Annotated in this window: 23 protein-coding genes; 2 read left to right on the plus strand and 21 right to left on the minus strand. The window is 37.8% G+C overall.

Features of this window, described 5'->3' with window-relative positions; genetic code table 11:
• Positions 1-47: 47 nt before the first annotated feature.
• The 18 genes from dxs to lpxB all read right to left on the minus strand — a co-directional run bounded on the left by dxs (position 48) and on the right by lpxB (position 19011).
• The gene (dxs, locus tag CVT17_RS07085) at positions 48-1874 is read right to left on the minus strand and encodes a 1-deoxy-D-xylulose-5-phosphate synthase (RefSeq protein ID WP_107770692.1); all 1827 of its coding nucleotides are present in this window, start codon (positions 1872-1874) and stop codon (positions 48-50) included.
• Positions 1867-2730 carry a flagellar assembly protein FliH gene (fliH, locus tag CVT17_RS07090; protein WP_107770691.1) on the minus strand — a complete coding sequence of 288 codons (864 nt, stop codon included), beginning with the start codon at positions 2728-2730 and terminating at the stop codon, positions 1867-1869. The genes dxs and fliH overlap by 8 nt, the downstream gene beginning before the upstream one ends.
• Complete coding sequence (gene fliG / locus CVT17_RS07095; RefSeq protein WP_021091747.1) at positions 2727-3758, minus strand: flagellar motor switch protein FliG; 1032 nt, start codon at positions 3756-3758, stop codon at positions 2727-2729. Before fliG ends, fliH begins: the two co-directional genes overlap by 4 nt.
• The gene (gene fliF / locus CVT17_RS07100) at positions 3758-5455 is read right to left on the minus strand and encodes a flagellar basal-body MS-ring/collar protein FliF (RefSeq protein ID WP_107770690.1); all 1698 of its coding nucleotides are present in this window, start codon (positions 5453-5455) and stop codon (positions 3758-3760) included. The genes fliG and fliF overlap by 1 nt, the downstream gene beginning before the upstream one ends.
• Entirely contained in the window at positions 5445-6557 is a 1113-nt protein-coding gene (gene hisC, locus CVT17_RS07105; protein WP_107770689.1) for a histidinol-phosphate transaminase, read from the minus strand. The genes fliF and hisC overlap by 11 nt, the downstream gene beginning before the upstream one ends.
• Positions 6557-7636, minus strand: a complete 1080-nt coding sequence (gene pheA / locus CVT17_RS07110) for a prephenate dehydratase (protein WP_107770688.1) — start codon at positions 7634-7636, stop codon at positions 6557-6559. Before pheA ends, hisC begins: the two co-directional genes overlap by 1 nt.
• Positions 7620-8843, minus strand: a complete 1224-nt coding sequence (gene lysA / locus CVT17_RS07115) for a diaminopimelate decarboxylase (protein WP_107770687.1) — start codon at positions 8841-8843, stop codon at positions 7620-7622. Before lysA ends, pheA begins: the two co-directional genes overlap by 17 nt.
• Positions 8844-8898: 55 nt before the next feature.
• Positions 8899-9963 carry an LptF/LptG family permease gene (locus CVT17_RS07120; RefSeq protein ID WP_107858512.1) on the minus strand — a complete coding sequence of 355 codons (1065 nt, stop codon included), beginning with the start codon at positions 9961-9963 and terminating at the stop codon, positions 8899-8901.
• Positions 9960-10508, minus strand: a complete 549-nt coding sequence (gene pth / locus CVT17_RS07125; RefSeq protein ID WP_107776346.1) for an aminoacyl-tRNA hydrolase — start codon at positions 10506-10508, stop codon at positions 9960-9962. The genes CVT17_RS07120 and pth overlap by 4 nt, the downstream gene beginning before the upstream one ends.
• 12 nt (positions 10509-10520) lie before the next feature.
• Positions 10521-11057, minus strand: a complete 537-nt coding sequence (locus CVT17_RS07130) for a 50S ribosomal protein L25/general stress protein Ctc (RefSeq protein WP_107858513.1) — start codon at positions 11055-11057, stop codon at positions 10521-10523.
• A gap of 118 nt (positions 11058-11175) precedes the next feature.
• Entirely contained in the window at positions 11176-12168 is a 993-nt protein-coding gene (locus CVT17_RS07135; RefSeq protein ID WP_107858514.1) for a transaldolase, read from the minus strand.
• Between the two features lie 6 nt (positions 12169-12174).
• Positions 12175-12801 carry a phosphoserine phosphatase SerB gene (gene serB, locus CVT17_RS07140; protein ID WP_085658146.1) on the minus strand — a complete coding sequence of 209 codons (627 nt, stop codon included), beginning with the start codon at positions 12799-12801 and terminating at the stop codon, positions 12175-12177.
• A gap of 8 nt (positions 12802-12809) precedes the next feature.
• The gene (locus tag CVT17_RS07145; protein WP_072594427.1) at positions 12810-13307 is read right to left on the minus strand and encodes a chemotaxis protein CheW; all 498 of its coding nucleotides are present in this window, start codon (positions 13305-13307) and stop codon (positions 12810-12812) included.
• 9 nt (positions 13308-13316) lie between these two features.
• Positions 13317-15671 (minus strand): hybrid sensor histidine kinase/response regulator, encoded by a 2355-nt coding sequence (locus CVT17_RS07150; RefSeq protein ID WP_107770750.1) that lies wholly within the window; start codon positions 15669-15671, stop codon positions 13317-13319.
• 8 nt (positions 15672-15679) lie between these two features.
• Positions 15680-16633 carry a chemotaxis protein gene (locus tag CVT17_RS07155; protein WP_021091802.1) on the minus strand — a complete coding sequence of 318 codons (954 nt, stop codon included), beginning with the start codon at positions 16631-16633 and terminating at the stop codon, positions 15680-15682.
• On the minus strand, positions 16633-17424 hold the full coding sequence (locus CVT17_RS07160; protein ID WP_084109472.1) for a UDP-2,3-diacylglucosamine diphosphatase: 792 nt from the start codon (positions 17422-17424) through the stop codon (positions 16633-16635). The genes CVT17_RS07155 and CVT17_RS07160 overlap by 1 nt, the downstream gene beginning before the upstream one ends.
• 63 nt (positions 17425-17487) lie before the next feature.
• Positions 17488-17973 (minus strand): transcription elongation factor GreA, encoded by a 486-nt coding sequence (greA, locus tag CVT17_RS07165; protein ID WP_072594430.1) that lies wholly within the window; start codon positions 17971-17973, stop codon positions 17488-17490.
• A gap of 3 nt (positions 17974-17976) precedes the next feature.
• On the minus strand, positions 17977-19011 hold the full coding sequence (gene lpxB, locus CVT17_RS07170) for a lipid-A-disaccharide synthase (protein ID WP_103599820.1): 1035 nt from the start codon (positions 19009-19011) through the stop codon (positions 17977-17979).
• 102 nt (positions 19012-19113) lie between these two features.
• On the opposite strand from lpxB, the gene surE reads away from it, so the two are divergent.
• Both surE and CVT17_RS07180 read left to right on the plus strand, forming a co-directional pair.
• Complete coding sequence (gene surE, locus CVT17_RS07175) at positions 19114-19890, plus strand: 5'/3'-nucleotidase SurE (protein WP_107858515.1); 777 nt, start codon at positions 19114-19116, stop codon at positions 19888-19890.
• Positions 19880-20530, plus strand: coding sequence for a tRNA threonylcarbamoyladenosine dehydratase (locus CVT17_RS07180; protein ID WP_107858516.1), 651 nt, complete (start codon positions 19880-19882; stop codon positions 20528-20530). The genes surE and CVT17_RS07180 overlap by 11 nt, the downstream gene beginning before the upstream one ends.
• A 340-nt stretch (positions 20531-20870) precedes the next feature.
• On the opposite strand, the gene CVT17_RS07185 is transcribed toward CVT17_RS07180, so the two are convergent.
• The 3 genes from CVT17_RS07185 to CVT17_RS07195 form a co-directional block, all read right to left on the minus strand.
• Entirely contained in the window at positions 20871-22385 is a 1515-nt protein-coding gene (locus CVT17_RS07185; protein ID WP_084109476.1) for a 2-isopropylmalate synthase, read from the minus strand.
• Positions 22386-22530: 145 nt separating this feature from the next.
• Complete coding sequence (gene pssA / locus CVT17_RS07190) at positions 22531-23262, minus strand: CDP-diacylglycerol--serine O-phosphatidyltransferase (protein ID WP_107858517.1); 732 nt, start codon at positions 23260-23262, stop codon at positions 22531-22533.
• Positions 23255-23881, minus strand: a complete 627-nt coding sequence (locus CVT17_RS07195) for a phosphatidylserine decarboxylase (RefSeq protein WP_107770754.1) — start codon at positions 23879-23881, stop codon at positions 23255-23257. Before CVT17_RS07195 ends, pssA begins: the two co-directional genes overlap by 8 nt.
• Position 23882 lies beyond the last annotated feature (1 nt).

Below are 23882 nucleotides of genomic sequence, written 5' to 3' on the forward strand. Positions count from 1 at the left end.
GCTTATGCTAGCAAAAATAATATTAAACGTTACTTTATTAAATGATATTAATTATTTTCTAGTAAATTTTTGGTAATCTGCTCGGCACTTATACCAAGATGTTTTTCAACCTCGGCGGTTGAACCATGTGGGATAAATTTATCTTCATACTCGAAGCTAATGACGCTTATATTTGAAATTTTATTTTCTTGTAAAAATGCACTTACTATCTCGCCAATACCGCCTTTTTTGGCACTATCGCTAAAGATGTACCACTTTTTAGTGCGTTTTGCAAGATCCAGTAAAAGCTCACTATCAAGCGGCTTTGCAAAGACGAGATCAACCAATATCACATCAAGCTTGTCAGCTAGTAAATTTCTGACCAAATTTGCTCTGCCAACGCCGTTACCATAGCCTAAAAATGCGATATCACTCTTTACATCAGCTAAAATTTCACCCTTGCCAAACTCAAGCGGTTTAGCCTTAAACTCATCTCTTAATATAAATGCTCCGCGCGGATATCTAAATGCGCTAACACCCTTGTAAGAGTAGGCAAATTCCATAACATTTTTCATACTCTCTTCACACCTTGGGGCAAAAAGAACCATATTTGGCACAGCATTTAAAAAGCTAATATCAAACGCACCTTGATGCGTTTCGCCGTCCTCGCCCACAATGCCAGCCCTATCCATCGCAAATGTGATGTTTAAATTTAAAATAGAAGCATCGTGAATGACCTGATCGTAGGCTCTTTGCATAAAAGTCGAGTATATCGCAACAAACGGCTTAAAGCCCTCTTTCGCCATGGCTGACATAGAGGTAACTGCATGCTGCTCGGCTATCGCTACGTCCCAAAAACGATCTGGAAATTCTTGTATCAAAGCGTCCATGCCAGTGCCTGTTGGCATCGCAGCTGTGACACCTACAATATCACTATGCTCTCTTGCCATTTTTAATAGTTGCTCGCTAAAGATCGCCGTGGCTGACTTATTTGACTGTCTTTTGATAAATTCGCCACTTTTTAGATCAAATGGTCCAACTCCATGCCAATTTTCATAGTAACCCTCAGCAAATTCATATCCTTTACCCTTTAGTGTCTGCACATGCACGATGACTGGTTTTTTCATACCTTTTGCCGTCTCAAATGTACTAAGAAGCGCGCCTAAATCGTGTCCATCAACTGGGCCAATGTACTCAAGCCCAAGCTCTTCAAAAAACATACCAGGAGTGATGAGTCTAATGCCCTCTTCGATACGTCTAGCCATATATGCGGCCGAATCTGGCATATAGCTTAGAAATTTCTCAACCCTGCCTTTAAATTTTTGATAAAACTGTCCTGCCATCATCTGGCTTAGATACTTGCTAAGTGCGCCTATTGGCTTACTTATGCTCATCTCGTTGTCGTTTAGGATGATGACGCAAGGATATTTTCTATCCCCCAGCTCATTTAGCGCCTCGTACGCCATTCCGCCACTTAGTGAGCCATCGCCTATAACAGCTACTGGGATACGATCTTCGTTTTTAAGTTTTATCGCCTTTGCAGCACCAACTGCTAAAGATATAGACGTCGAGCTATGTCCTGCTACAAAGTAGTCAAATTTACTTTCGCTTGGCTTTGTATAGCCGCTGATACCATTAAATTTTCTAAGCGTATCAAAGCTCTCCCAGCGTCCAGTTAGTAGTTTGTGTGCGTAGCTTTGATGGCTTACATCAAAAATAAATGGATCTTTTGTCACATCAAAAATTTTATGCATCGCTACAATGATCTCAACTGCACCGATGTTTGAGCTAAGATGACCGCCATTTTTGCTAACAGTGGCTAAAATTTTATCCCTGATATCATGACAAAGTGCGTTTAGTTCATCAACATCTAAACTTTTAACGTCTTTATTCATTATTTACCAGCATTTTTAGTTTTTCTAGCCTTGTTTGCATAGTTGCATCGATATTGCCACCATCACTTATAATAACCACACCGCCTTTGCTTATAGCATCATCAGCGCTTATTTTGACGTGCTCATTCTTGCTAAATTGCTCTTTTATATATTCGCTATCTTCGGGATTTACGCGAATTTCTATATTTTTGACATTACTTAGCTCTTTTATAAGCGAGCTTGCTAGATGATGAGCGATCTGATTTGAAGAGGCTGAAATTTCTTTATCGATTACTTCTTTTGCGATTTTTATAGCAGTTTGCCCAAGCTCTTCTTCGATCTTCTTTAAAAACTCATCAAATTTAACATACTGCTCATCTAGCTTTGTAGCTGAAGCACTAAATCTAGCCTCAAGTTCATTTATTCTTGCTTCATTTGCCGCATTTGCCTGGGCGATACCCTCATTTTTACCATCCTCTTTTGCGCGAGAAATTTCAGCCTCAAGGCGTTTAGCAAATTCGCTCTCTTGATTTTCTATTTGCATTTGAAGTTTGATGATATTGCTACTTAGCTCATCTGTTTTTTTAAGCAATTCTTCAACAAAGCTCGACTCGCCTGCTTGCTGTATTTGTGGACTTTGAGCCTGAGAAGCAAAGTGGTTTTGTGAGTTTGTTTGCGTTTGATGGCTAGCTTGAGGAATGAAATTTTCACCTTTTTGTGCAAAATTTTGCTCGCTTAGCTCTTCACTAAGATTATTTTCCTCTATCAATACAGGAGCACTATCTGCGGCTCGCTCTCCAACTCCAAGTACCTTAAATCTGTAATTTTCTATAAAGTGAGCTGGAGAAGTCTCACTGGTTATTACGCTGCTTTTCATTCTATCATCTCATCTGCTTCGCCGACTTGGAACACACCTTGATCAGCTAGAGTTTGCACTGTCTCTACTATGCGTCTTTGAGCCTCTTCAACATCTTTTACACGCACCGCACCAAGATATTGCATCTCCTCTTTAAAGGCTTCTGCTGCACGCTGAGACATATTTGATAAAAATTTATCCTTTATGCCATCGCTTGAGCCTTTAAATGCGACCATAAGGTCTTTTTTGTCGACATTTTTAAGAATTTCTCTAATCGCAGTTGCATTAAGGTTAATGATATCTTCAAAGGTAAACATAAGCTCTTTGATCGTTGTTGCGAGCTTATCATCGCTTTGTTCGATACGCTCAATCGTGCTTTTGCTGGCTTTTTGTCCAAGTCTATTAAGCACTTCTGCCACAGCTCTTGGACCGCCAACTTCGACTTTGTATGATGTAAGGCTTTCGAGTTTGCCCTCAAGTACGGTTGAAACACGCTTAATCACCGATGGGCTAATATCACCAAGATTTGCCATTCTAATGACAACTTCGCTTCTTAACTCATCTGAGAAAAAGCTAAGCGTTTCAGCAGCACTTGTTGAGTCCATGTGAGCTAGTATTAGCGCTATGGTTTGAGGGTGCTCTTTTATGATAAAGTCTGCAAGCTGTTGTGGTTTTATCTTATCAAGATAGCCAAAGCTTTTTGAGTTTTCCATGCTTTTTGCAAGCTTATCTAAAATTTTCTGAGCAGCCTCTGGACCAAATGTGCGGTAAAGAATTTCTTTTGCGTACTCTAAACCGCCACTTCTCATATATTGATTTGACTGCATTAGCGCGTAAAATTCTTCTAGTACGGCACTTGCGACTTGCTTATCAATATTTTTCGCAGTTGCGATATAGCCTGAAATTTCAGTGATGACATCAACATCCATGTGAGAAAATATAAGAGCAGTTGCCTCTTCGCCAAGCTGAATCAGCAAAATAGCAATCTTTTCAGGCATCGATAGATCATCATATATCATTTTTTGCTTGTCATTTAGCTTTATTGACATCAAATTTCCTTACGCATATTAAAGTCGCTGTCATTTTTTACCATATCTTGAAGTAGCATTGCTATCTCTTCATTTCTTTCTGTGATGACCGCTCTCATTTTCTCAAGTAAAACATCGTATTTTAATTCATCTTCATTAAACTCGCCACTAAGTCCTAGTTGCTCTTCGACCTTTTTGCGAGCAGCTTTAAATTTCTCAAGTGTATCTTCAGCATCTACCTCAATATCTTCAAGTCCATCTTGAACTTGTTCCTCTTCTTCTTTTGTCTCTTCAAGCATCTTTTGCATAAATGGCACAATAACTTTTTTGTAGAAGATGTAGAGCAACAATGCTGCAAAAATATATTTTAGTAGCGGCATAAATGGCACTACATAGTTATTCACAAAGCCATCCATCTTCTCGCTAGTGCTTATATCTTTACCAGTTTTAAACTCAAAGTTATCTAAGCTTACTTCATCGCCCCTATTTTGGTTATAGCCGATTGATTGTTTGATTAAATTTGTGATTGACTCTCTTTGCTCTTTGGTAAGTGGGGCAAATTCAAGCTCGCCAGTTGGCTTGCCATCACTATCTTTTTTACTCTGATAAAGTCCGTCTATAACGACAGCCGCACTCACTCTGTTTATGCTAGCAAACTGCCCTTTGATGCTTGTTACTTTCTTTGAAATTTCATAGTTTGTCTGCTGTGAGCTTTTATTGTACTGCTCTTTTAAAGTGCTATCATCAAGTCCTTGAACAGGGCCAATGTTGCTAACTGCACCCGGGACACCACCTACTTCATTTGGTGCTGAGCCTTGACGCTTTTCTTCGATATTGCTTTCGCTTCTAACGACGTTATTTGGGTCATAAACTTCACTTTTTGTATCTTTTTTGTCAAAGTCAAAGTCGATATTTACCTTTGCTACGACCTTGTCCGCACCGCCCACGATAGGAGCTAGCACATTTACGATCTTTTGCTCATAATTATTTTCAAACTCGCGCTTATAGCGGATCTGCTGAGCTATAGCGTCACTATCAAACTCACCGTCTTCATCGCCAAGTGCGACGCCATCTTGATTGACGATCTTTACATTTTCTGTGCTTAAGTTTGTAACAGAGGCAGCGACAAGGTTTTTAATACCAAAAATTTGCTTTGCGTTTAGGCTAACGCCTGGCTTTAGCTCAACAACGATAGACGCTGTTGGAAGTGCTTGTCTTTCAGTAAAGACGCTCTCTTTAGGGATAGCGATACGAACAGTCGCTTTTTGGATAGAAGAAAGACTCTCGATCGTTCTAGCTAGCTCGCCCTCAAGCGCTCTTTGAAATTTTACTCTCTGCTCGGCATCAGTCGCACCAAATTCTTGCTTATCAAAAATTTCAAAGCCGATTTTGCTCTCTTTTGGTATTCCAAGCGTTGCAACAGCGATGCGCTCTTTATAAACATCACTCGTTGGTACAAGGATAGTGCCTTCGTTTGCTAATTTATATTTAATGCCATCTTTGTTTAGCTGATCAAGTATTAAGGCAGAATCATTTGGGCTAATGTTTTCAAAAAGAACGCTATAACCTGCAAAATTTTCATTTTTGCTTTTATAAAGTGTTAAAAATACCAAAAATGCCACGACCAAGACGATAGAGCTAGCTGCAACGATTTTTTGCTTTAATGAAAGCTTCTGGTAAATTTGACTTATTTGATGAAGTAATGCTTTAAAATCCATATTCCCACTTTAAAATTTGCTTTAACTCTTCAAAAACTCTATCATTTTGCCAGCTAAGACCGATGGTGATTCTCACCGCATTTAAGGCGTAGCTTTTTAGATCTCGCAAAATTATACCCTTTTTTAGCATCTTTTCGCATATCTGGCTTGATTTTAGCTCGTTAAATTTAAAAGTGATGAAATTTGTATAGCTTGGGATAAATTCTATGCCATTTTGCTTTGCAAATTCCTCATATCTCTTCATTTGCTCGAAATTATTCTGCATGGTTTGCTGCACGAACTCATCATCTCCAAGTGCTACTATCGCAGCTCTTAGGCTTGGAGTTGTGATGTTAAATGGGGCTCTTAGCTTTGAAAGTGCGCCTATGATCTCTTCATTTGCCACGCCGTATCCCACGCGCATGCCACCAAGTGCGTAAGCCTTTGAAAATGTTCCAAGATAGATGACATTTTTAAGCTTAGCCACATCGCTTGGCCTTATCTCTTTTTTGCTATCTTTAAATTTTGCAAATTCGTTGTAGGCACAATCAAGCACCACAAGTGTATTTTCATCGATCTTTTTTATAAATTTAAATATCTCTTCAGCATCTAAACACTCACCCAAAGGGTTGTTTGGCATACATAGAAAAATGACTGAAATTTCATCTTTTTTTGCGTTGTAAATTTCCAAAAATTCATTTAGATCGTGTCCCATGCTCTTTGTGCGATAAATTTTTGCTCCAGTTTGCTTTGCATAAATTTCATACATTGCAAAGGTCACACCAGCCATCAAAACGCCACTTTGTTTGTTTGCTTTTGCGTGCAGTGCATACTCTATGATCTGGTCGCTTCCAGAGCCGATTATCAAATTTTTACTGCTAACATCATATTTTTTAGCCAGCCCTTCTTTTAGCTCAAAATAGCTGTCGTCTGGATATAGATGTGCGTTCTTAGCGACCTCTTTTAATGCCTCTTCCACTCTTTTGCTTGTACCAAATGGATTTTCATTACTGGCTAGCTTGATCACGTCTTTTGCTTCGATGCCAAATTCTCTAACTACAAGCTCGATTGGCTTTCCAGCCTCGTAATTTACTAGATCATCTAAAAAGTCATTAAATTTCATTACTCATCTCCATTTAAATAGCTTCCAAGCCATGTTATCTCAGCGCCACTCTCTTTTGCGAGTTCAAAGGCATTTTGTACCTTCTCATCGTCGATATGCCCTTCAAAATCAAGATAAAACACTGACTTAAATTCACGTTGCTTGATAGGACGTGACTCAAGTTTTGTGATATTTATATTTTCATTTTTAAAGATAGAAAGCAGATCAGCAAGGCGTCCTGGACTGTGATCCGTCTTTGCAAGGATCGAAGTTTTTGAGTTTTCAACTCTTGCGTTTTTAAAATCGCTTAAAATCAAAAATCTCGTTCTATTTGCCATATTGTCTTCAATCGTCTCATAGACGATTGGCACATTGTAAATTTTTGCTGCGATCTTTGAGCAAATGGCAGCTGAATTTCTATCCATTGATGCCATGTATGCAGCTGCTGCGGTTGATTTTGCTGGGACAAATTCAATTTCATTTAGCATATGATCTTCTAGAAATTTACGGCATTGATTATACCCTTGCGGATGTGAATAAATTCGCTTTATCTCTTTTAAATTTTCATTTATGCTAACAAAGCTGTGATGGATATCCACATAAAGCTCAGCAACTATTTTTATATCACTGAATTTACTCAAACAATCAAGCGTAGCGCCAACAGCGCCTTCGGTGTTGTTTTCAATAGGCACAACGCCGTATTTTGCCTCTTTTTGAGCTAGTTTTGTAAAAACTGCTTCGATGGTCGCAAGTGGCAAATATGAACTCATCGCACCAAATCTACTCTGAGCCGCCTGATGCGTATAAGTGCCCTCAGGCCCTAGATAGACGATCTTTTGAGGCATTTCTAAATTCCTACTTACAGCAAAAATTTCAAGATAAATGGCTTCAATAGCAGCTTTATTTAAAGCTTTGTCTTTGCTAAGACTAGTTAGTCGGTTTATAATAGCTCGCTCACGCTCAGGACGATATATAGGCGTTCCGCTAGTTTGCTTTAGCTTGCCGATTTGCTCAACTAAAATCATCCTTTCATTTAGTTTATTTAAGATGAGATCATCAATCGCATCGATCTCTTTTCTAAGCTCATTTAGCTCTTGCATCAGCGCTCTCCAAAAATTCTCTCTCAAGTGCCACGACATCTTCAAAGCTCTCTCGTCTTCTTATCAGCCTATCTTTGCCATCAAGCACGCAAACTTCAGCGGCTCTGTTTCTTGTGTTGTAGTTTGAGCTCATGCTAAAACCATAAGCTCCAGCACCTTTTACCACAATAATATCTCCACTCTCACACTCTGGCAACTCTATATCTTTTGCCAAAAAGTCGCCACTTTCACAAACTGGACCGACCACGTCACAAGTGCCTAAATTTTTATCCTTGCCACAAACAAAAATTTCATGATGAGCACCATAAAGACTTGGCCTAATAAGATCATTCATCGCACCATCAGTGATGACAAATCTCTTTTTGCCGTTAAATTTTTCATATAAAACGCTTGCGACAAAATAGCCAGCATTGCCCACTATGAAGCGTCCTGGCTCGCAAACTATGGTCACATCTTGACCCTTTAGTGCAGCTAAAATTCCTTGAGCATAGTCATATAAATTTATCTCTTTTTCGTCGTTATAGATGATGCCAAGTCCGCCACCAACATCGAAAAATTTGATATCTATCTCAAGTGCTCTTAGCTCTCTTAAAAGCTCACTAACGATATTTGCAGCATCAATTATCGGGCTAAGTGATGTTAGCTGAGATCCGATGTGAAAGTGTATGCCAGTTGGCTCAAGAGAGTCTGAAGCTTTAGCGTGGATGTACATTCTTTTAGCTGTTTCGGCATCAACGCCAAATTTATTTTCATTTAGCCCTGTCGAGATATATGGGTGAGTTTTTGCATCGACACCTGGATTTACCCTAATGCTAATTCTTGCCTTTAAGTTTAGCCCTTTTGCGATTTTTTCAAGTCTTAAAAGTTCAGCAAAACTCTCGACATTTATGAGTAAAATTTCATTTTTCAAAGCCTCTTTTAGCTCATCATCGCTCTTGCCAACGCCACTAAAAATGATCTGATATCTCTTTGCACCTGCTAAAAGCGCTCTTTTTACTTCGCCAATGCTAACACAATCAAATCCAGCTCCAAGATCAGCTAGAAATTTTAAAACACTTAAATTTGAGTTTGCTTTCACCGCATAGCAAATGAGAGATTTTCTAGCAAAAAATGCATTTTTTAGTGCTTCATAGCGGTTTTTTATGTAGTTAAAATCATAAACGTAAAGTGGGGTTTTGTATCTATTTGCAAGCTCTTTAAAATCCATAAAATAGCCTTTATTAAAATGGCTTGATTTTACAAAAAGCTTACCAAAATTTGGCTTAACGATGCGATTTTATGAGATAAATGGCGTATACAAAAAGTAAAATAACTGGCAAAACTATGCCGATTTCTGGCAATATCACAGAAGTTTGTGCAAATTTTGCAAGAATAAAGAGCAGTCCCCAAACGACAAGAGTTATCACAACAAAAATAAAAGTCGAAAGTGCAAGATTAAAAAATCTACCAGTTACAGGCAAATGATAGTAAAAAATGAGCAACAAAAATGGTGCAAAAAATGGTGCAATAGCAAGGTTGTAAAAAGCTGTTTTTGCGCTATCAAGGCCGATGCCTTCATTCTTAAATGTCTTTATAAAATTTATCGCATCTGGGATATTAAATTTTGAGTTTTCAACACTAGCAGCGCTTTCAATACTCTTTGGCTTAAAGCCTTTTAATGCATCTAAGTTCTCACTTTGTATTTTATTAAAACCAGCCTCACCAAGCTCTAAAATTTGAGGCAAAAGAGTTTGATTAACATCTTTTAAAATCCACTCATTGTCTTTAAAATTAGCGTGATTTGCAAATGTAGTTGAGAGTAAATTTGTGCCATTTATCTCAAAAATTCTAACATCATTTGCTATTTGATTCACAGAATTTAGCTCTTTTATGTAGATAAATTTGCCTTCAAATTTTAAAAACGAATCATTTGTGCTTTTTGAGAAAGCCGTATTTTTAGCGATGCTTTTTTGATAGTCGTGTGCATAGGCAAATGGAGTAAAATTTAAGCCAACATAAAAAATAGTTATAAAAAGTGCAATAAAAAATGGTGGAAAAATTAAGCTATTTTTACTAATGCCAAGCGCATAAAAACTGATTAGCTCATTTGATCTGACCATATTTACATGTAAAATTATTAGTGCAAAAATGAGCGAAAGTGGCAAAACATAACCAATAGCGCTAAGTGATGTAAGCCCAACATAAAGGAGCTGAAGGTTAGCAGATGGTGGCAGATCTTTTAAATTTGTAAGTAGATCAATGCCTACATAAAATAGTTCAAGTGCTAAAAATACGACAAGAAAAGATTTTATATAGACCCAGCCAACGTATCTGGCGTATAGTTTCATTTGATAAGACCTTTTTTTATCGTAAATTTTTGCGAAATTTCATTGATGTCACTCTTTAGTAGCTCGCAAACTGTATTTTTTGTGTAGGCTAAAATTTCATCTAAAGCCTTTTTCTCCTCATCACTAAACTCTCCAAGAACAAAATTTTTAGCATCACCAAGGTGCCCAATGCCAACACGCACCCTTTCGTAGTCATTGCCTATTAGTCCATCGATCGATTTTATGCCGTTATGGCCGCCGCTACTGCCGCCTTTTTTAAATTTAACTGCACCAAAACTAAGATCAAGGTCATCGTGTATTACGATTATTCTATCTGGTTTATAAAAATCTTTGACCGCTTTTACACTTTGTCCTGAGAGGTTCATAAAGGTTGTTGGTTTTAGCAAGATAATGTCATTAAATTTAAAAACTTCGCCTTGGAATTTGGCTGAGCTAACATCTTTGTAATTTGAGTCTTTTAGGAGATCTATAAGCATAAAGCCTATATTATGTCTAGTGTTTTCATATTTGGAGCCAGGATTTCCTAGCCCCGCTATTAGTGTCACAAAAGCCCTTTTTTATTTAGCTTTAATAACTCCAAGTACCGCAACACGGTCAGCGTCTACAATAGTAACGCCCTTAGGAGCTGTGATATCACGAACCAAAATCGTATCATCAATGTCAAGTTTGCTTACATCAACGTAAAATGAATTTGGTAAATTTTCAGCTGTGCATTTTACGCAAAGACGTCTTTTTGATTGGATCAAAACGCCCTTATTTTTAAGACCAATAGGTGTTCCAACTGGCTTAACTGGGATCATATATTTTGATAAAACGCCTGGAAGTGCTACTTTTAGATCTACGTGTTTAAGATCACTTGTAACAACATCTCTTTGGTAATCAACAATAACGACATTATAAACTTTTCCGCCTACTTTTACATCAAAAGCAAGGCTCTCTTTTTTGCGTGCTTCTTTAATAAAGTCATTTACTTTAAAAGCAGCTGCAACATTCTCTAATCCCTTGCCATAAATGTTGGCGATTAGATAACCATCTCTTCTCAAAGCCTTTGCAGACTTCTTACCGATACTCTCTCTAACGATTCCTTCTAACATCGTTTTCCTTTCATAAAAAAATAGGTGCTGATTTTATCCAATGCTTTATAAATTTCACATAAAGCTTATTTAAGAATGATCACTTTTATTGTTTGTGTATTAGCTTGGACTTCTTTGTCTAAAGTGATTTCATAATATCATCAAATGCTGATACAAACTGCTTTAAACCGTCGCTTAATAAATCTTTATAAATGACATTTATATCTATCTCATTATTTTTTATAATCTGGAAAAAGCTTGAGATATTTTCTTTACTAGGCACATTTTTTGCCTCTGCTTTTTCTTTTATAAATTCTTTTATCGTCTCTAATGGTGCTGTATTTATAGAATTTTTATACATTAGCTCTCTAACGTAATAATCCCCTCTTAAACCGCCACCTTTTACACCTGTACTTGCAAAAAGTGTTCTTACATTTTCTAGTCCAAAATCTTCAATCAGGTGGTATATATTCGCAGCATTCATTATGCCGACTTGTCCAGTTGGCAAGCTCTTTGCAGCCATAACCTCATCAAGCTTTCTATCAAATCTACTTACAAAAACACTTATCACACCTTTTGGCATAGTAGTATCCATAAAGCGGCTTGCATAAGCCTTACTACCTTCTTTAAATGCTTCAAGGCAGTTTTTAGCCTGATCTGGTGAGAATATAAGCGTAGCATTTACACTAATTCCCCTTGCCATAAGCGCGCTCATCGCCTCATAACCATCTTTTGTAGCTGGAATTTTTATCATAACATTTGGCATTGATATTAGATTATAAAGTCTGATACCTTCCTCTATCGTTGCGGCTGTATCGTCACTTAAATTTGGATCAACCTCAATGCTTACAAAGCCATCATCGCCGTTTGCATAATTTCTTAACATTTTACATGCTGCGATTTTTATATCTTGAGTAGCCAAAATTTCATAAAGATCTTTTGGATGGCGTTTATTGCTAGTTTCTATGATCTTTTTATAAGCAGGTGAAGCAAACGCTGTTTTAAAAATAGCTGGGTTGCTTGTAGCACCGTTTATAATATTATTTTCCAATAAAGAGTTAAATTCGCTTTGTAAAAAATTTCTCTCTATAAAATCACACCAAAGAGAGAATTTAGCTTCGTTGTCATACATTAATTTCTACCTTATAAATTTTAAAATTTCACGCAAGTCTTTAACATCAACACAATGTGTCGCTTCTTTTTTTAAGATATCTTTTGCACAAAATGCAATGCTAAGGTCGCACTTTCTAAACATCGATATGTCATTGGCCCCATCCCCAACACACATTATCTCGTCCTTGCCTAAATTTAATAGTCCACACAAGCGGTCAATCATATCTCCCTTTGAACTACCAAACATCATCTCTCCGCCAACTTCGCCACTTAAAATTCCATCTTTATGATGCAAGATATTTGCAAAATTTGCATCAAAATTAAGTTTTTTTTGCATTACATCGGTTGCATTGTGAAATCCACCGCTAAAAACCACGACTTTGATACCCTTTTGCTTTAAAGCTTCTATTAGCTCACCAGCTCCTGGCATTATGGGTAAATTTTTGCAAATTTCATTTACTTTTAAAAGCGGCAATCCTTTTAAAAATTTTACTCTTTTTGTAAGACTTTCAAAAAAATCAAGCTCACCGTTCATTGAACGCTTAGTTATATTAGCTACTTCTTCACTAGCATTATTAGCGGCGGCGAGAATATCTATCGTCTCGCCGTCCATTATTGTAGAGTCAAAGTCAAAAACACAAAGTTTTATCAAGCTATGCCCTAAAAATCACGTTTTAAAAGGCTTTCTACCTTCAAGATCGTAAGAATATTTTGGTCACGCTTTCCGATACCATAAATCATGCCTTTGTCTTTTACTAAAGTCTCTGGTGGCGGATCGATCCTGTTACGGTCTATTCTGATAGCCTCCGTCAAGCGGTCTATCACAAAGCCAGCGATATTATCCGCATCTTTCATAACGATATATCTTGTGCTTGGGCTTTGTTTTGTGACATTTAGTGAAAAACGCTTACGCAAATCAATAAGCGGAATAACATTTCCACGTAGGTTAAACACGCCAAGAACATAATCAGGTACACTAGGAACACGTGTATATTCAATAGGTTTGATTATCTCTTGGATATTTAAAATAGGTATTGCGTACTCTTCCTCGCCGACAACAAATCCTACTAGCTGAACTATATCCTCATTATTTTTTAACTCAGGACCATTCATTTGCTGCTTTTGTTTGCTTAAAACTTGATTTAGTTTATTGTTCATCCCTTACCCCTAAGCTAATTTTATATTCTTTCTAACGACATTTTCTAAGTACTCGGCTGAATATGGTTTTGTAATATACTCAGTCATTCCAACTTCTACGCCACGCAATCTATCTGTTTTTGACGTCCTTGATGTAACAGCAATAAGTGGTAAATTTCTATACTTAGAGTATTTTCTAATTTCGCCAGCCAGTGTATATCCATCCATTCTTGGCATCTCAATATCTATCAAGATCGCATCAAAGGAGTGCTCTCCAGATTTTACGATATTTAATGCCTCAACACCATTTGTAGCTTCTATTATTGTTACCCCAGTTGGTTCAAGCGCTTTTTGCATGATAGTTCTATCCATTTTTGAGTCATCAACTATCAAGACTTTATAATCACTTGGTTTTTCCTTTGCTTTTGTGCTATCTTCTATTTCGGCTCTAATGTCTACCTTGATATCTTTTGCCATCTCCATCATAGCACCAACGTCAATAATCAATGTTACACGGCCATCACCTCTAATAGTCGCACCAGCAATACCTGGGATATTTTGTAAATAATCACCCATTGATTTAATAACAATCTCTTCTTGTCCAACCAAAGTATCGACGATAATGCCTAGTTTTGCTTCAGCAACACCGATTATTACGACATAAGTTTGATCTCCGCCATCAAATGCCTTTTCAACACCAAATACGTCAGAAAGTCTAACAAGAGATAAGACTTCATCTCTTAGCCTTAGTACATTTTTGCCATCGATAGTATAGATATCATCAATCGGCACGCGAACAGTTTCAAGAACACTAGCAAGTGGAATAGCGTAAAATTCTTCTTGCGTTCCAACAAGTAGCGACTGAATAATCGCAAGCGTGAGTGGAATTTTAAGCTTCATAACTGTGCCTTTTCCAACTTCACTTTCAATATCAATGATACCATTTAGTTTTTCGATATTTGTCTTGACAACGTCCATACCAACACCGCGGCCAGATACGTTTGTAACTTTTGCTGCAGTTGAAAATCCTGGTCTAAAGATAAGTCCAAATGCCTCTTTTTCACTCATCGCATCAGCTTCGCGTTCAGTGATGATGCCTTTTTCTATCGATTTAGATTTAAGCATATCTGCATCTAGACCCTTACCATCATCAACTATCTCAACAACGATATGATTGCCTTCATTATAAGCTTTTAGCTGAACAAGGCCTTTTTCTGGCTTACCTGCTGCCTTTCTTGTCTCAGGATCCTCAATGCCGTGATCGCATGAATTTCTGATGATGTGAACTAGTGGATCGCCGATCTCTTCTACGATTGACTTATCAAGCTCAGTCTCTTCACCTGAAATTTCAAGATCGATTTGCTTACCAAGATCGCGGCTAAGATCGCGTATCATACGTGGGAATTTATTAAAGACTTTTGCTATTGGAAGCATTCTTGTTTTCATAACAGCAAGCTGAATATCAGTCGTAACTAGACTTAGGCTTGAGACTACTTGATTTAACTCTTCAAGAAATTTCTCACCCTCATATCTCTCTTCCACGTCATCATAAATTTTTAATAAGCGGTTTTTACCAAGAACAAGCTCACCAATTAGATTCATTAAGTGATCAAGCCTTTTTACTTCAACGCGTATAGTTTGTTCCTGCGCTACTGCACCACTACTTGCTGCTGGGACCTTTTTATCTCCATCCTTTTCTTTACTCTCTGCTTTTGCAGCTGGAGCTGAAGTACTACTTGCAGCCGGAGCTATCTCACTAGGAGATTTTGGAGCTATACCTTTTGAAGCACGCCTTGCTTGATCCTCAGCCTTTCTAACTTTTAAGAGTCTTTCTATCTCTGCTTCAACTTCTGAATCGCTTAATTTTGAAAGTTCAGCATCACTTATCTCTGGCGCTTCTTCGGCAGGCGCGGTTGGCTCTGGCTCTTTTGCCAGCTCTGGTGCTGGCTCAGCTACTGACGTGGCAGGAGCTTCAGGAGCTGCTGCTGGAGCCTCACCTTCAGAAATTTGAGTAAGTCTTGCGCAAATGTTTTTAATATCAATGCCAGCAGCTGTATCATTTCCATGATCTCTAATGCTACTTAACAAGCCTTTCATCATATCGACTGACTCAAGAACTACGTCCATAATGTCTGGAGTGATCTTTAGCTCGCCTTTTCTGGCTTTATTTAAAACATCCTCCATATGGTGAGTAAGCTCTGTTAAAACATCAAAATTTAAAAAGCTTGAACTACCTTTTACTGTGTGAGCAACGCGGAAAATTCTATTTAATAATTCCAAATCTTCAGGGTTTGACTCAAGCTCAACAAGGTCGTGATCTATCTGCTCAATAAGTTCGAAAGCCTCTATTAAAAAGTCTTCCATTATTTCTTTCATATCATCCATGTTTCACCTCATTTTGCAGATTTAGAATGTGCTTCAATAACTTTTAGCACTTCTTGATAAAATATGCTTGCATCAAATTTTGTAAGATACGCAGCACCACCAGCTTCTTTGCTCTTGATTTCGCTAAAATCATTACTCAATGAGGAGTTAAATACTATTGGAACTTCTTTAAATCTTTCATCGTTTTTAAGAGTTGAAGCAAAGCGGTAGCCATCCATCTGTGGCATTTCGATATCACTTAAGATAACTCTAAGCTCTCTTGATAAGTTATCTCCGTATCTTTGATAAAGCTCTTCCATTCTCTCCAAGCCCTCAACGCCATTTTTAGCCTCGACTACACTAAGTCCCATCTTCTCAAGTGCATCTTTTACTAGTTTTCTAGCAGTCGAGCTATCATCTAAAACTAAAGCAGCACCTTTTAATTTTTGATCGTCTGTTACATCAAATTCGATCTTTGGTGAGTAAATTCCAAGCTCTTCTACTATGCTTTCAAGATCAAGGATAAGTAAAACTTCATCATTTTCTATTCTTGTCACGCCTGTTATTTTGCCTTTGTCTAAAGCGCCAGAACCTGAAGCAAAATTTGCTGGCTCGATATCTTTCCAGCTTATACGCCTGATCCTTTTTGCCTCATGGACGATAAAACCGATCAAAATACCACTAAACTCAGCAATAATAACACGTGGCTTTATAACTACGCCTTCGGTTGGCTCGATAATATTCATCCATCTTGCCAAATTTATGACAGGGATCACCACGCCCCTTAAATCAAAAATTCCCTCGATATACTCAGGAACGCCTGGAAGCTCTGTAAGATTTGGCATCTTAATGATCTCCCGCACCTTTGCGACATTGACTCCGTATATTCCTTCATATACTTTGTTTTCGGTCTTTTTAAAGATACGAAAATCAACAAGTTCCATCTCGTTTGAGTCCGTTTTTAGTACGTTATCTCCAAACATCAATGTCCTTTCAAACTCATTTTGAGCAAATTTAATTTTTGCTGGGCGTATTCTACAACAAAATAACTTTGCTCACATGCAAAACAAGGTAAATTTATATAAAACTTATCGTAAATGTTAAATTGCTCGCCTTGATGATAGTGTCCTTCTATCACGATATTAGCCTCATATCCTTGCAAATGCTTGCTCATTAGCTCCTTAAAATTAGGAATTTTATAGTCCAAATTTTTCTTAGTAAGTCTGGCTAATATCGCTTTTGATATTTTAAAATTTAAAAATTTATCCAAAGCATTCATAAATTTTAAAAACCATCTAAGGCGCAAAAATCTAAGTGCATATTTATCTATAAAAGGTAAAAATATATCACCATGTGCGATCTGAACGCGTTCTTCATTGATCGTTTTGAAATTTGCTGGCTGATCGTAAATATCATAAACCCTAACGCTTTTATAGCGCAGCATCTCGTGCCCATCCCAAATTTCTCTTGTTTTATTAAATAAATTTGAAAGTCTAAAATCGTGGTTGCCCTCGAAGTAAACAATTTCTACCTTTTGTGAAATTTTATTTATAAGGCTTAAGTGCTCAGAGTAAAATTCTCTTGTATATTCGCCCTCGCCCGTTAGAAAGTCAAACATATCGCCTAATAAAAAAATTTGTGGTGGCTCTTTGATCTCGCCACTATTAACAGCTCTTAAAAATTTTAAAAAGCCATCGCGGTTTACGTTTTCATGGGCATCAGCTAAAAAGATCGCGCCTTCTTTTATAATGGGGGCATATAGATATTCGCTCAAATTTTGCCTTAATTAAAAATTAGCAGAGCCAAAAAGTAGTTTCTAGCTCTTTGTCCCATCTTTTTAGTCAAATTTTATAGGCTTGTAGCAAATTTTTACGATCTCAACGTCGCTTCTGCCTTTTGGTAAATTTAGCACAACTTCATCTCCCTCAGCCTTGCCCAAAAGTTGCTTTGCAAGAGGTGAGTTTATCGAGATATAGCCTTTATCGATGTCGCTTTCGCTAATGCCAACTATCGTATATGTATGCTCTATTTCGGTTTCCTCGTCCATTATCGTCACACTTGAGCCAAATCTAACTCTATCATGCTCATAGCTACTTGGATCAATCACTTCGGCATTTGCTAAAAGTGCGCTAAGCTCAGCGATCCTAGCGTCTATAAAGGCTTGCTTTTCTTTTGCAGCGTGATACTCGGCGTTTTCTTTTAGATCACCGTGGCTTCTTGCGATATCTATCTCAGTTACGATTTGAGGACGTTGCACCAGCCTTAAATCTTTTAGCTCAGCTTCTATCTTTTCATATCCATGCATTGTCATTGGTTCACTCATTTTTTACTCCATATTTTTTAAAATTTTTACTACATTTTTACTGCTGCCATGCGACAAATACTCTCTCAATTCGTCACAGCCTTTTAAAAATTTCTGCCTATCGCAGCTCTCATAAGCTCTTAGCAAATTTTCAGCCGTTGCAAACTCTTGGATAAACTCCTCATGAAGCGGCTCTTTGCCCATGAAATCAAACATTATATTTGCAAGTCCAGCGTGCTTGATCTTTACAAATTTTCTAGCGATGAAAACATCTATCGCTTTTGCCTTATATGCTAGCACAAATGGCGTGCCAATAAGTGCCGCTTCAAGCGTAGCCGTGCCTGAGCAAATAAAGGCAAAGTCGCTCTCATACAAGGCTTCAGGCGTGTTTGAGATGAGCTCAAAATCGCTCACGTCACCATAAATTTCACCCACTTTATCAAGTAAAAATGGTGGCACAACAAGTAGCCTTTTTGCTTCTATCTTTTTAGCAAGCTCTCTATAGACTGGCATAAGTCTTGAAATCTCTGACCTTCTTGAGCCTGGCAAAAACGCCACTTTGCCGCTACTGCTTAGACTAGCTTTTTTAAGTCTTATCTCATCCATCAAAGGATGTCCCACGTAGGTTGATCGGCTGTAAAATTTCGCATCAAATGGCAAGATCGAAGCCAGGTTGTCACAATACCTCTCAACCACGCTTACTCTTTTTGGCTTCCACGCCCAAACTTGAGGCAAGATGTAGTATGTCACAGCTGCTTTTGCACCAGACTCTTTGATCGCCTTTGCGAGCGGCAAGTTAAAGGCTGGACTATCTATTAGCAGCACTGCATCAGCCTCTTTTGCCATCTGGCTCATCACTTTCATCGCCTTTTTTGCCTTAAAAATGAGTGGCAAAACCTCGACAAAGCCCATCGCAGAAAACTCACTGCTTTTCATATATGGCGTGCCAAGCTCTTCGCTAAAAATTCCCATTAGCTCAAATTTGCCATCAAAATTTTTCAAAATTTCTTTTAAATGCAAATTTGCCGATGGCTCAAGAGCGGAGACTAAAATTTTCATTTACACACTTTCATCAGGTCTTTTTTTGGGGGCATTATACGCAAAAATTCTTTAAAATTTTAAGAAAGCTGTGATAAAATCCAACCCTTTAAAGGATAAAATTTGAAAGAAATTTTGATAACAAATGACGATGGATTTGAGGCGACTGGCCTACTTGCCTTAAAAGAAGCTTTAAGCGAGCTAGATGGTGTGAACGTCACGATCGTAGCTCCAAGCTCTGAAAAATCAGCCTGCGCTCACTCTTTGACGCTCACAAGGCCACTTAGATTTATAAAACTTGATGATAACTTTTTTAAACTCGATGACGCTACACCTAGCGACTGCGTCTATCTCGCACTTCACGCACTTTATAACAAAAAGCCAGACCTAGTGATAAGTGGTATAAATCACGGAGCAAATTTGGGCGAAGATATAACCTACTCTGGTACGTGTGGAGCGGCAATGGAAGGGGTTTTGCAAGGCATTAGAAGTATCGCTTTTTCGCAGTTTTATGCAAACAACTCACTAAATGAACTTGGCTTTGAGCTAGCAAAAGAGATCGTTAAATTTATCGTGCCAAAAGTGCTAAATGATGAAATTTCGCTAAATCAAAGAGAATTTCTAAATGTAAATATCCCAGCCGTAACAAGTAAAAATTTCAAAGGTTATGCCGTAGTGCCAGCTGGCAGACGCACCTACGCCACGCATGCCACGCTTAATCGCAACCCAAGAGGCATCGAGTACTACTGGCTTGGAAACGCTGCACTTGAATACGAAAAAGGCGAGCCAAGTGACATCAGCAAGGTAAATGAGGGCTTTGCGACGATAACGCCCATAAAACTAAATATGACTTCATACGAGAGTCTGGAGAGTCTAAAGGGGAAATTTGATGCAAAATGATAGATTTACAAGGATAAGATGGCTCTTTGGCGAGGATGGTTTTAGCAAACTTCAAAGTGCGAAAGTGCTAGTTTGCGGAGCTGGTGGTGTGGGCGGAATGTGTGTGGATGTGCTTGCTAGAAGCGGGGTTGGGCACATCACTTTAATCGATAAAGACATCTTTGACGTGACAAATCAAAATCGCCAAATTTACAGCGAAAACGTGGGCGGCATAAAGGTGGAGGAATTTGCCAAAATTTATCCTTGTATCACGCCTATTCAGACGCTGATCACGCCAGAATTTATTGCTGGTTTTGACTTTAGTAAATTTGACGTGGTGATCGATGCGATCGATGATATTACCGCCAAGATCGCCCTTGCAAATGCGGTAGATCCTAGCAAATTTATAGCCTCGATGGGCGGTGCAAAAAGGATCGATCCAACTAAGATAAAGGTGGCTAGCGTGTGGAAAACCTCGGTCGATCCACTAGCTAGAAAATATAGATATGAACTCAAAAAATCAGGCTTTAGCGGTAAATTTGACGTGGTCTTTTCGATAGAAGAGCCACTTTGCAAGCCGCTTGGAAGCTTCATGGGCGTGACTGCTTGCTTTGGACTAAATTTAGCTTCACTGGCTGTTAAAAAGATAGTTGGGCAGTAAGTCAAACATTTATTATCCGAGCAAAATTTCAAATTAAAGCTGGCATTTTTTGGATATAAATTTAATAGCTAGCTCTACAAAATACGAATTTAACAATCCAAGATGAGAATCTATCAAATTTTAAAATTTATGAGCGAGTAATTTCGGCTCTAAATTTAGTGGCGAATATTTATGAGCCCTAAAATTAGTAAGTTACTAAGGCGAGTGAGTAAAGATTTTAAAATTTGTAAAGATAGTAAAATCTATTTTTTTAAATAGAGACTTTGAATTTTAAAAATTTATATAGTTTTCGGATTAAATTTAAAGTAGCCAGCTGCAATTTTAACAGCCGGCTAAAATTTTAGTTTTTATGTATGCGAAGGTAGCTATTTAGTGCGCCAACATAGGCTTTTGCGCTTGCCATCATAGTATCTATGTCAAGTCCATGGCCTATTACAGCCGTTTTGCCCTCAAACTCGACCTTTACATCAACCTTTGCAAGTGCGTCCTTACCTTGAGAAACGGATGCCACTTTATAGTCTTTTAGCGTGCCACTAATGCCACTAATGCGATCAACTACCTTAAATATCGCATCAGCAGTACCATTTCCTAGGGCTGAGTCGCTGATAATCTCATCATTGTGTTTTATGCTAATTGAAGCACTCGCAAGGCTTCCGCCGCTACTTTGAAGAAGAGCCGTGATCTCATAAGCTTGTGGAATTTTTGTAATCTCTTCAGCTACAAGAGCCCTAATATCGTCATCAAATATCTCTTTTTTCTTATCAGCTAGCTCTTTAAATTTTTCAAATGCCTTATTAAGAGCATCGCTATCAAGGTCAAATCCAAGGCTAGCAAGCTTATCTTTAAAAGCATGTCGACCGCTATGCTTACCTAAAACAAGGGAATTTTTCTCAAGGCCTATACTCTCGGCACTAATTATCTCATAGGTCTCTTTGTGTTTTAGCACGCCGTCTTGATGTATGCCACTCTCATGAGCAAATGCGTTTTTACCAACGATAGCTTTGTTTGGTTGAGGCTCAATGCCTATAATACTAGCAATCAGTCTTGAAGTTGGATAAATTTCTTTTGAGATAATGCCTGTATAAAATGGAGCAAAGACGTCTTGGCGAGTTTTAATAGCCATCACGATCTCTTCAAGCGCAGCATTTCCAGCACGCTCACCTATGCCATTTATCGTGCCTTCGACCTGCCTTGCACCAGCTTTTATAGCCGCTAACGAGTTTGCTGTAGCCATACCTAAGTCATTGTGATTATGCACAGAGATTATCGCTCTATCGCCTACAAATTTTACTATTTCACTAATGCGAGCAGTTATCTCTTCAGGATATAAATAACCAACTGTATCAGGGATATTTAAAGTTTTTGCACCCGCATTTATGGCAGCGTCACAAATTTCTTTTAAAAAGCTCATTTCACTTCTACAAGCGTCCTCGCAGCTAAACTCCACATCATCGCAAAAGGTTTTTGCGTATTTTATAGACTCGACTGCGCGTTTTATTACTTCATCTGGACTCATTTTTAACTTGTACTCCATATGAATTGGGCTTGTCGCTATAAATGTATGAATTCTCTTATTTTTAGCCGGAGCCAATGCCTCACCAGCTGCCTTGATATCACGTTCAACTGCACGTGCAAGAGAGCAAACCGTGATATTTGAGGCTTGCTTTGCTATTTGATTTACTGCATCAAAATCCCCTGGGCTTGCTGCTGCAAATCCCGCCTCCATAACATCCACACCAAGCCTTTCAAGCTGAAGTGCGATCTGTAGTTTTTCAGCTGTATTCATCGATGCGCCAGGGCTTTGCTCACCATCCCTTAAAGTCGTATCAAAGATTATAATTTTATTCTTATCCATTTTTGTCCTTTTGTATTTTTTATATTTAAATTTTAAATTTGATGAGTTAAGTAAAGAGAAATTTGCTACCTAAGTAGCAGCAGTAGAGAGTTTTTGATTTCGATTTTTGGTAAAAATTTACGTGATTTTATGACGCCATTTTCGCTCATTCGCTCTCCTTTTTTTTGGAATTTTTACTAAACATTATAGTGGCTCTTACTATACCATAAAGCATATAGATGCTCATAACCAAAGTCGCACTTTCAAATGGATATAGATAAAGTATCGAAAACGCAACTACAAGAGCTACTAAAATTCTTATCACATGGGTTTGTTTTAAATTTATTTTTTTAAAACTTGGATAGCGGATGTTGCTAACCATTAAAGCTGCCAAAATAGCTTCAAGTAGCATCAAGCACCACTCAAATCCTTCCAAAAAAGTATAGTCAATATAAATTCCAACCCAAAGTACGCTCACAATAGCTGCTGATGGTATAGGAAGCCCGATAAAAACATTTGGCTCATATGTACCAGTAGTGACATTGAAGCGAGCAAGCCTAATAGCTCCAAAAACTACAAACATAGCAGCTATAAGTGCCCCAAATCTGCCAAAATTTTTACCAATAGTCAAATAAAATAAAATAGCTGGTGCTACACCAAAAGCAACAAGATCTGCAAGGCTATCAAACTCTACCCCAAATTTACTAGTTGTCTTTGTAAGTCTAGCCACGCGTCCATCAAGTCCATCTAAAATAAGCGATAAGATTATATAAATAATGGCTTTAAAATAGTTGCCTTGAATAGATGAAATAATGCTAATAACACCCAAAAAAGCACTAGCTGCTGTAAATAAATTTGGCAAGATATACATTAGTTGCATCTTTTGTATGTTATTCATCTCTTTTTCCCTCTTCAAAATATCCCAAAAGTGAAGCAGCCTTTACGCTTTCTCCGACGCTTACACATATTTTAGTATCTCTTGGTAGGTATAAAATCACCTCACCACTTCCTAAAAAACCAAATTTTCTAGATGCTTTCAGGCTAGCAACATTTGAAATTTCTAAACTTCGACTGAAAGCTCCAGCTATAATTTTCATAACAAATTTTATATTCTCTTTTTCAAAGCGAATAATCGCTCTTTCATTTAAAAATTCTGAAATTTTCATAGCTTGACACAAAAATAAGCCATGTCTTTTGCGTATTTCAGCTACTTTTACATCACTTACAGCCCTTAATGTACCAACATCAAAAAAAGATTTTTTTATGACGATCTTAGCTACTTCATTATTGTCAAAATTTGAAGCACTGATCTCTTTTATCTTGCCATCAATTGGCGATAGTAAAGCCAATTTATCATCAGAAAATGGCTCTCTCTCAGGGTCTCTAAAAAAATAAAGCCCCAAAAAAAGTAAAATAGCAAAAAGTAGTGGCAAGATCCCAAACAGCAAAGATAAAACAAATAAAATTAGAAAAAATAATATAAATTTATATCCTGCTTTCGCGATATAGCCACTCATT

It is taken from the genome of Campylobacter concisus (assembly GCF_003048775.2).
Classification (GTDB): Bacteria; Campylobacterota; Campylobacteria; order Campylobacterales; family Campylobacteraceae; genus Campylobacter_A; species Campylobacter_A concisus_I.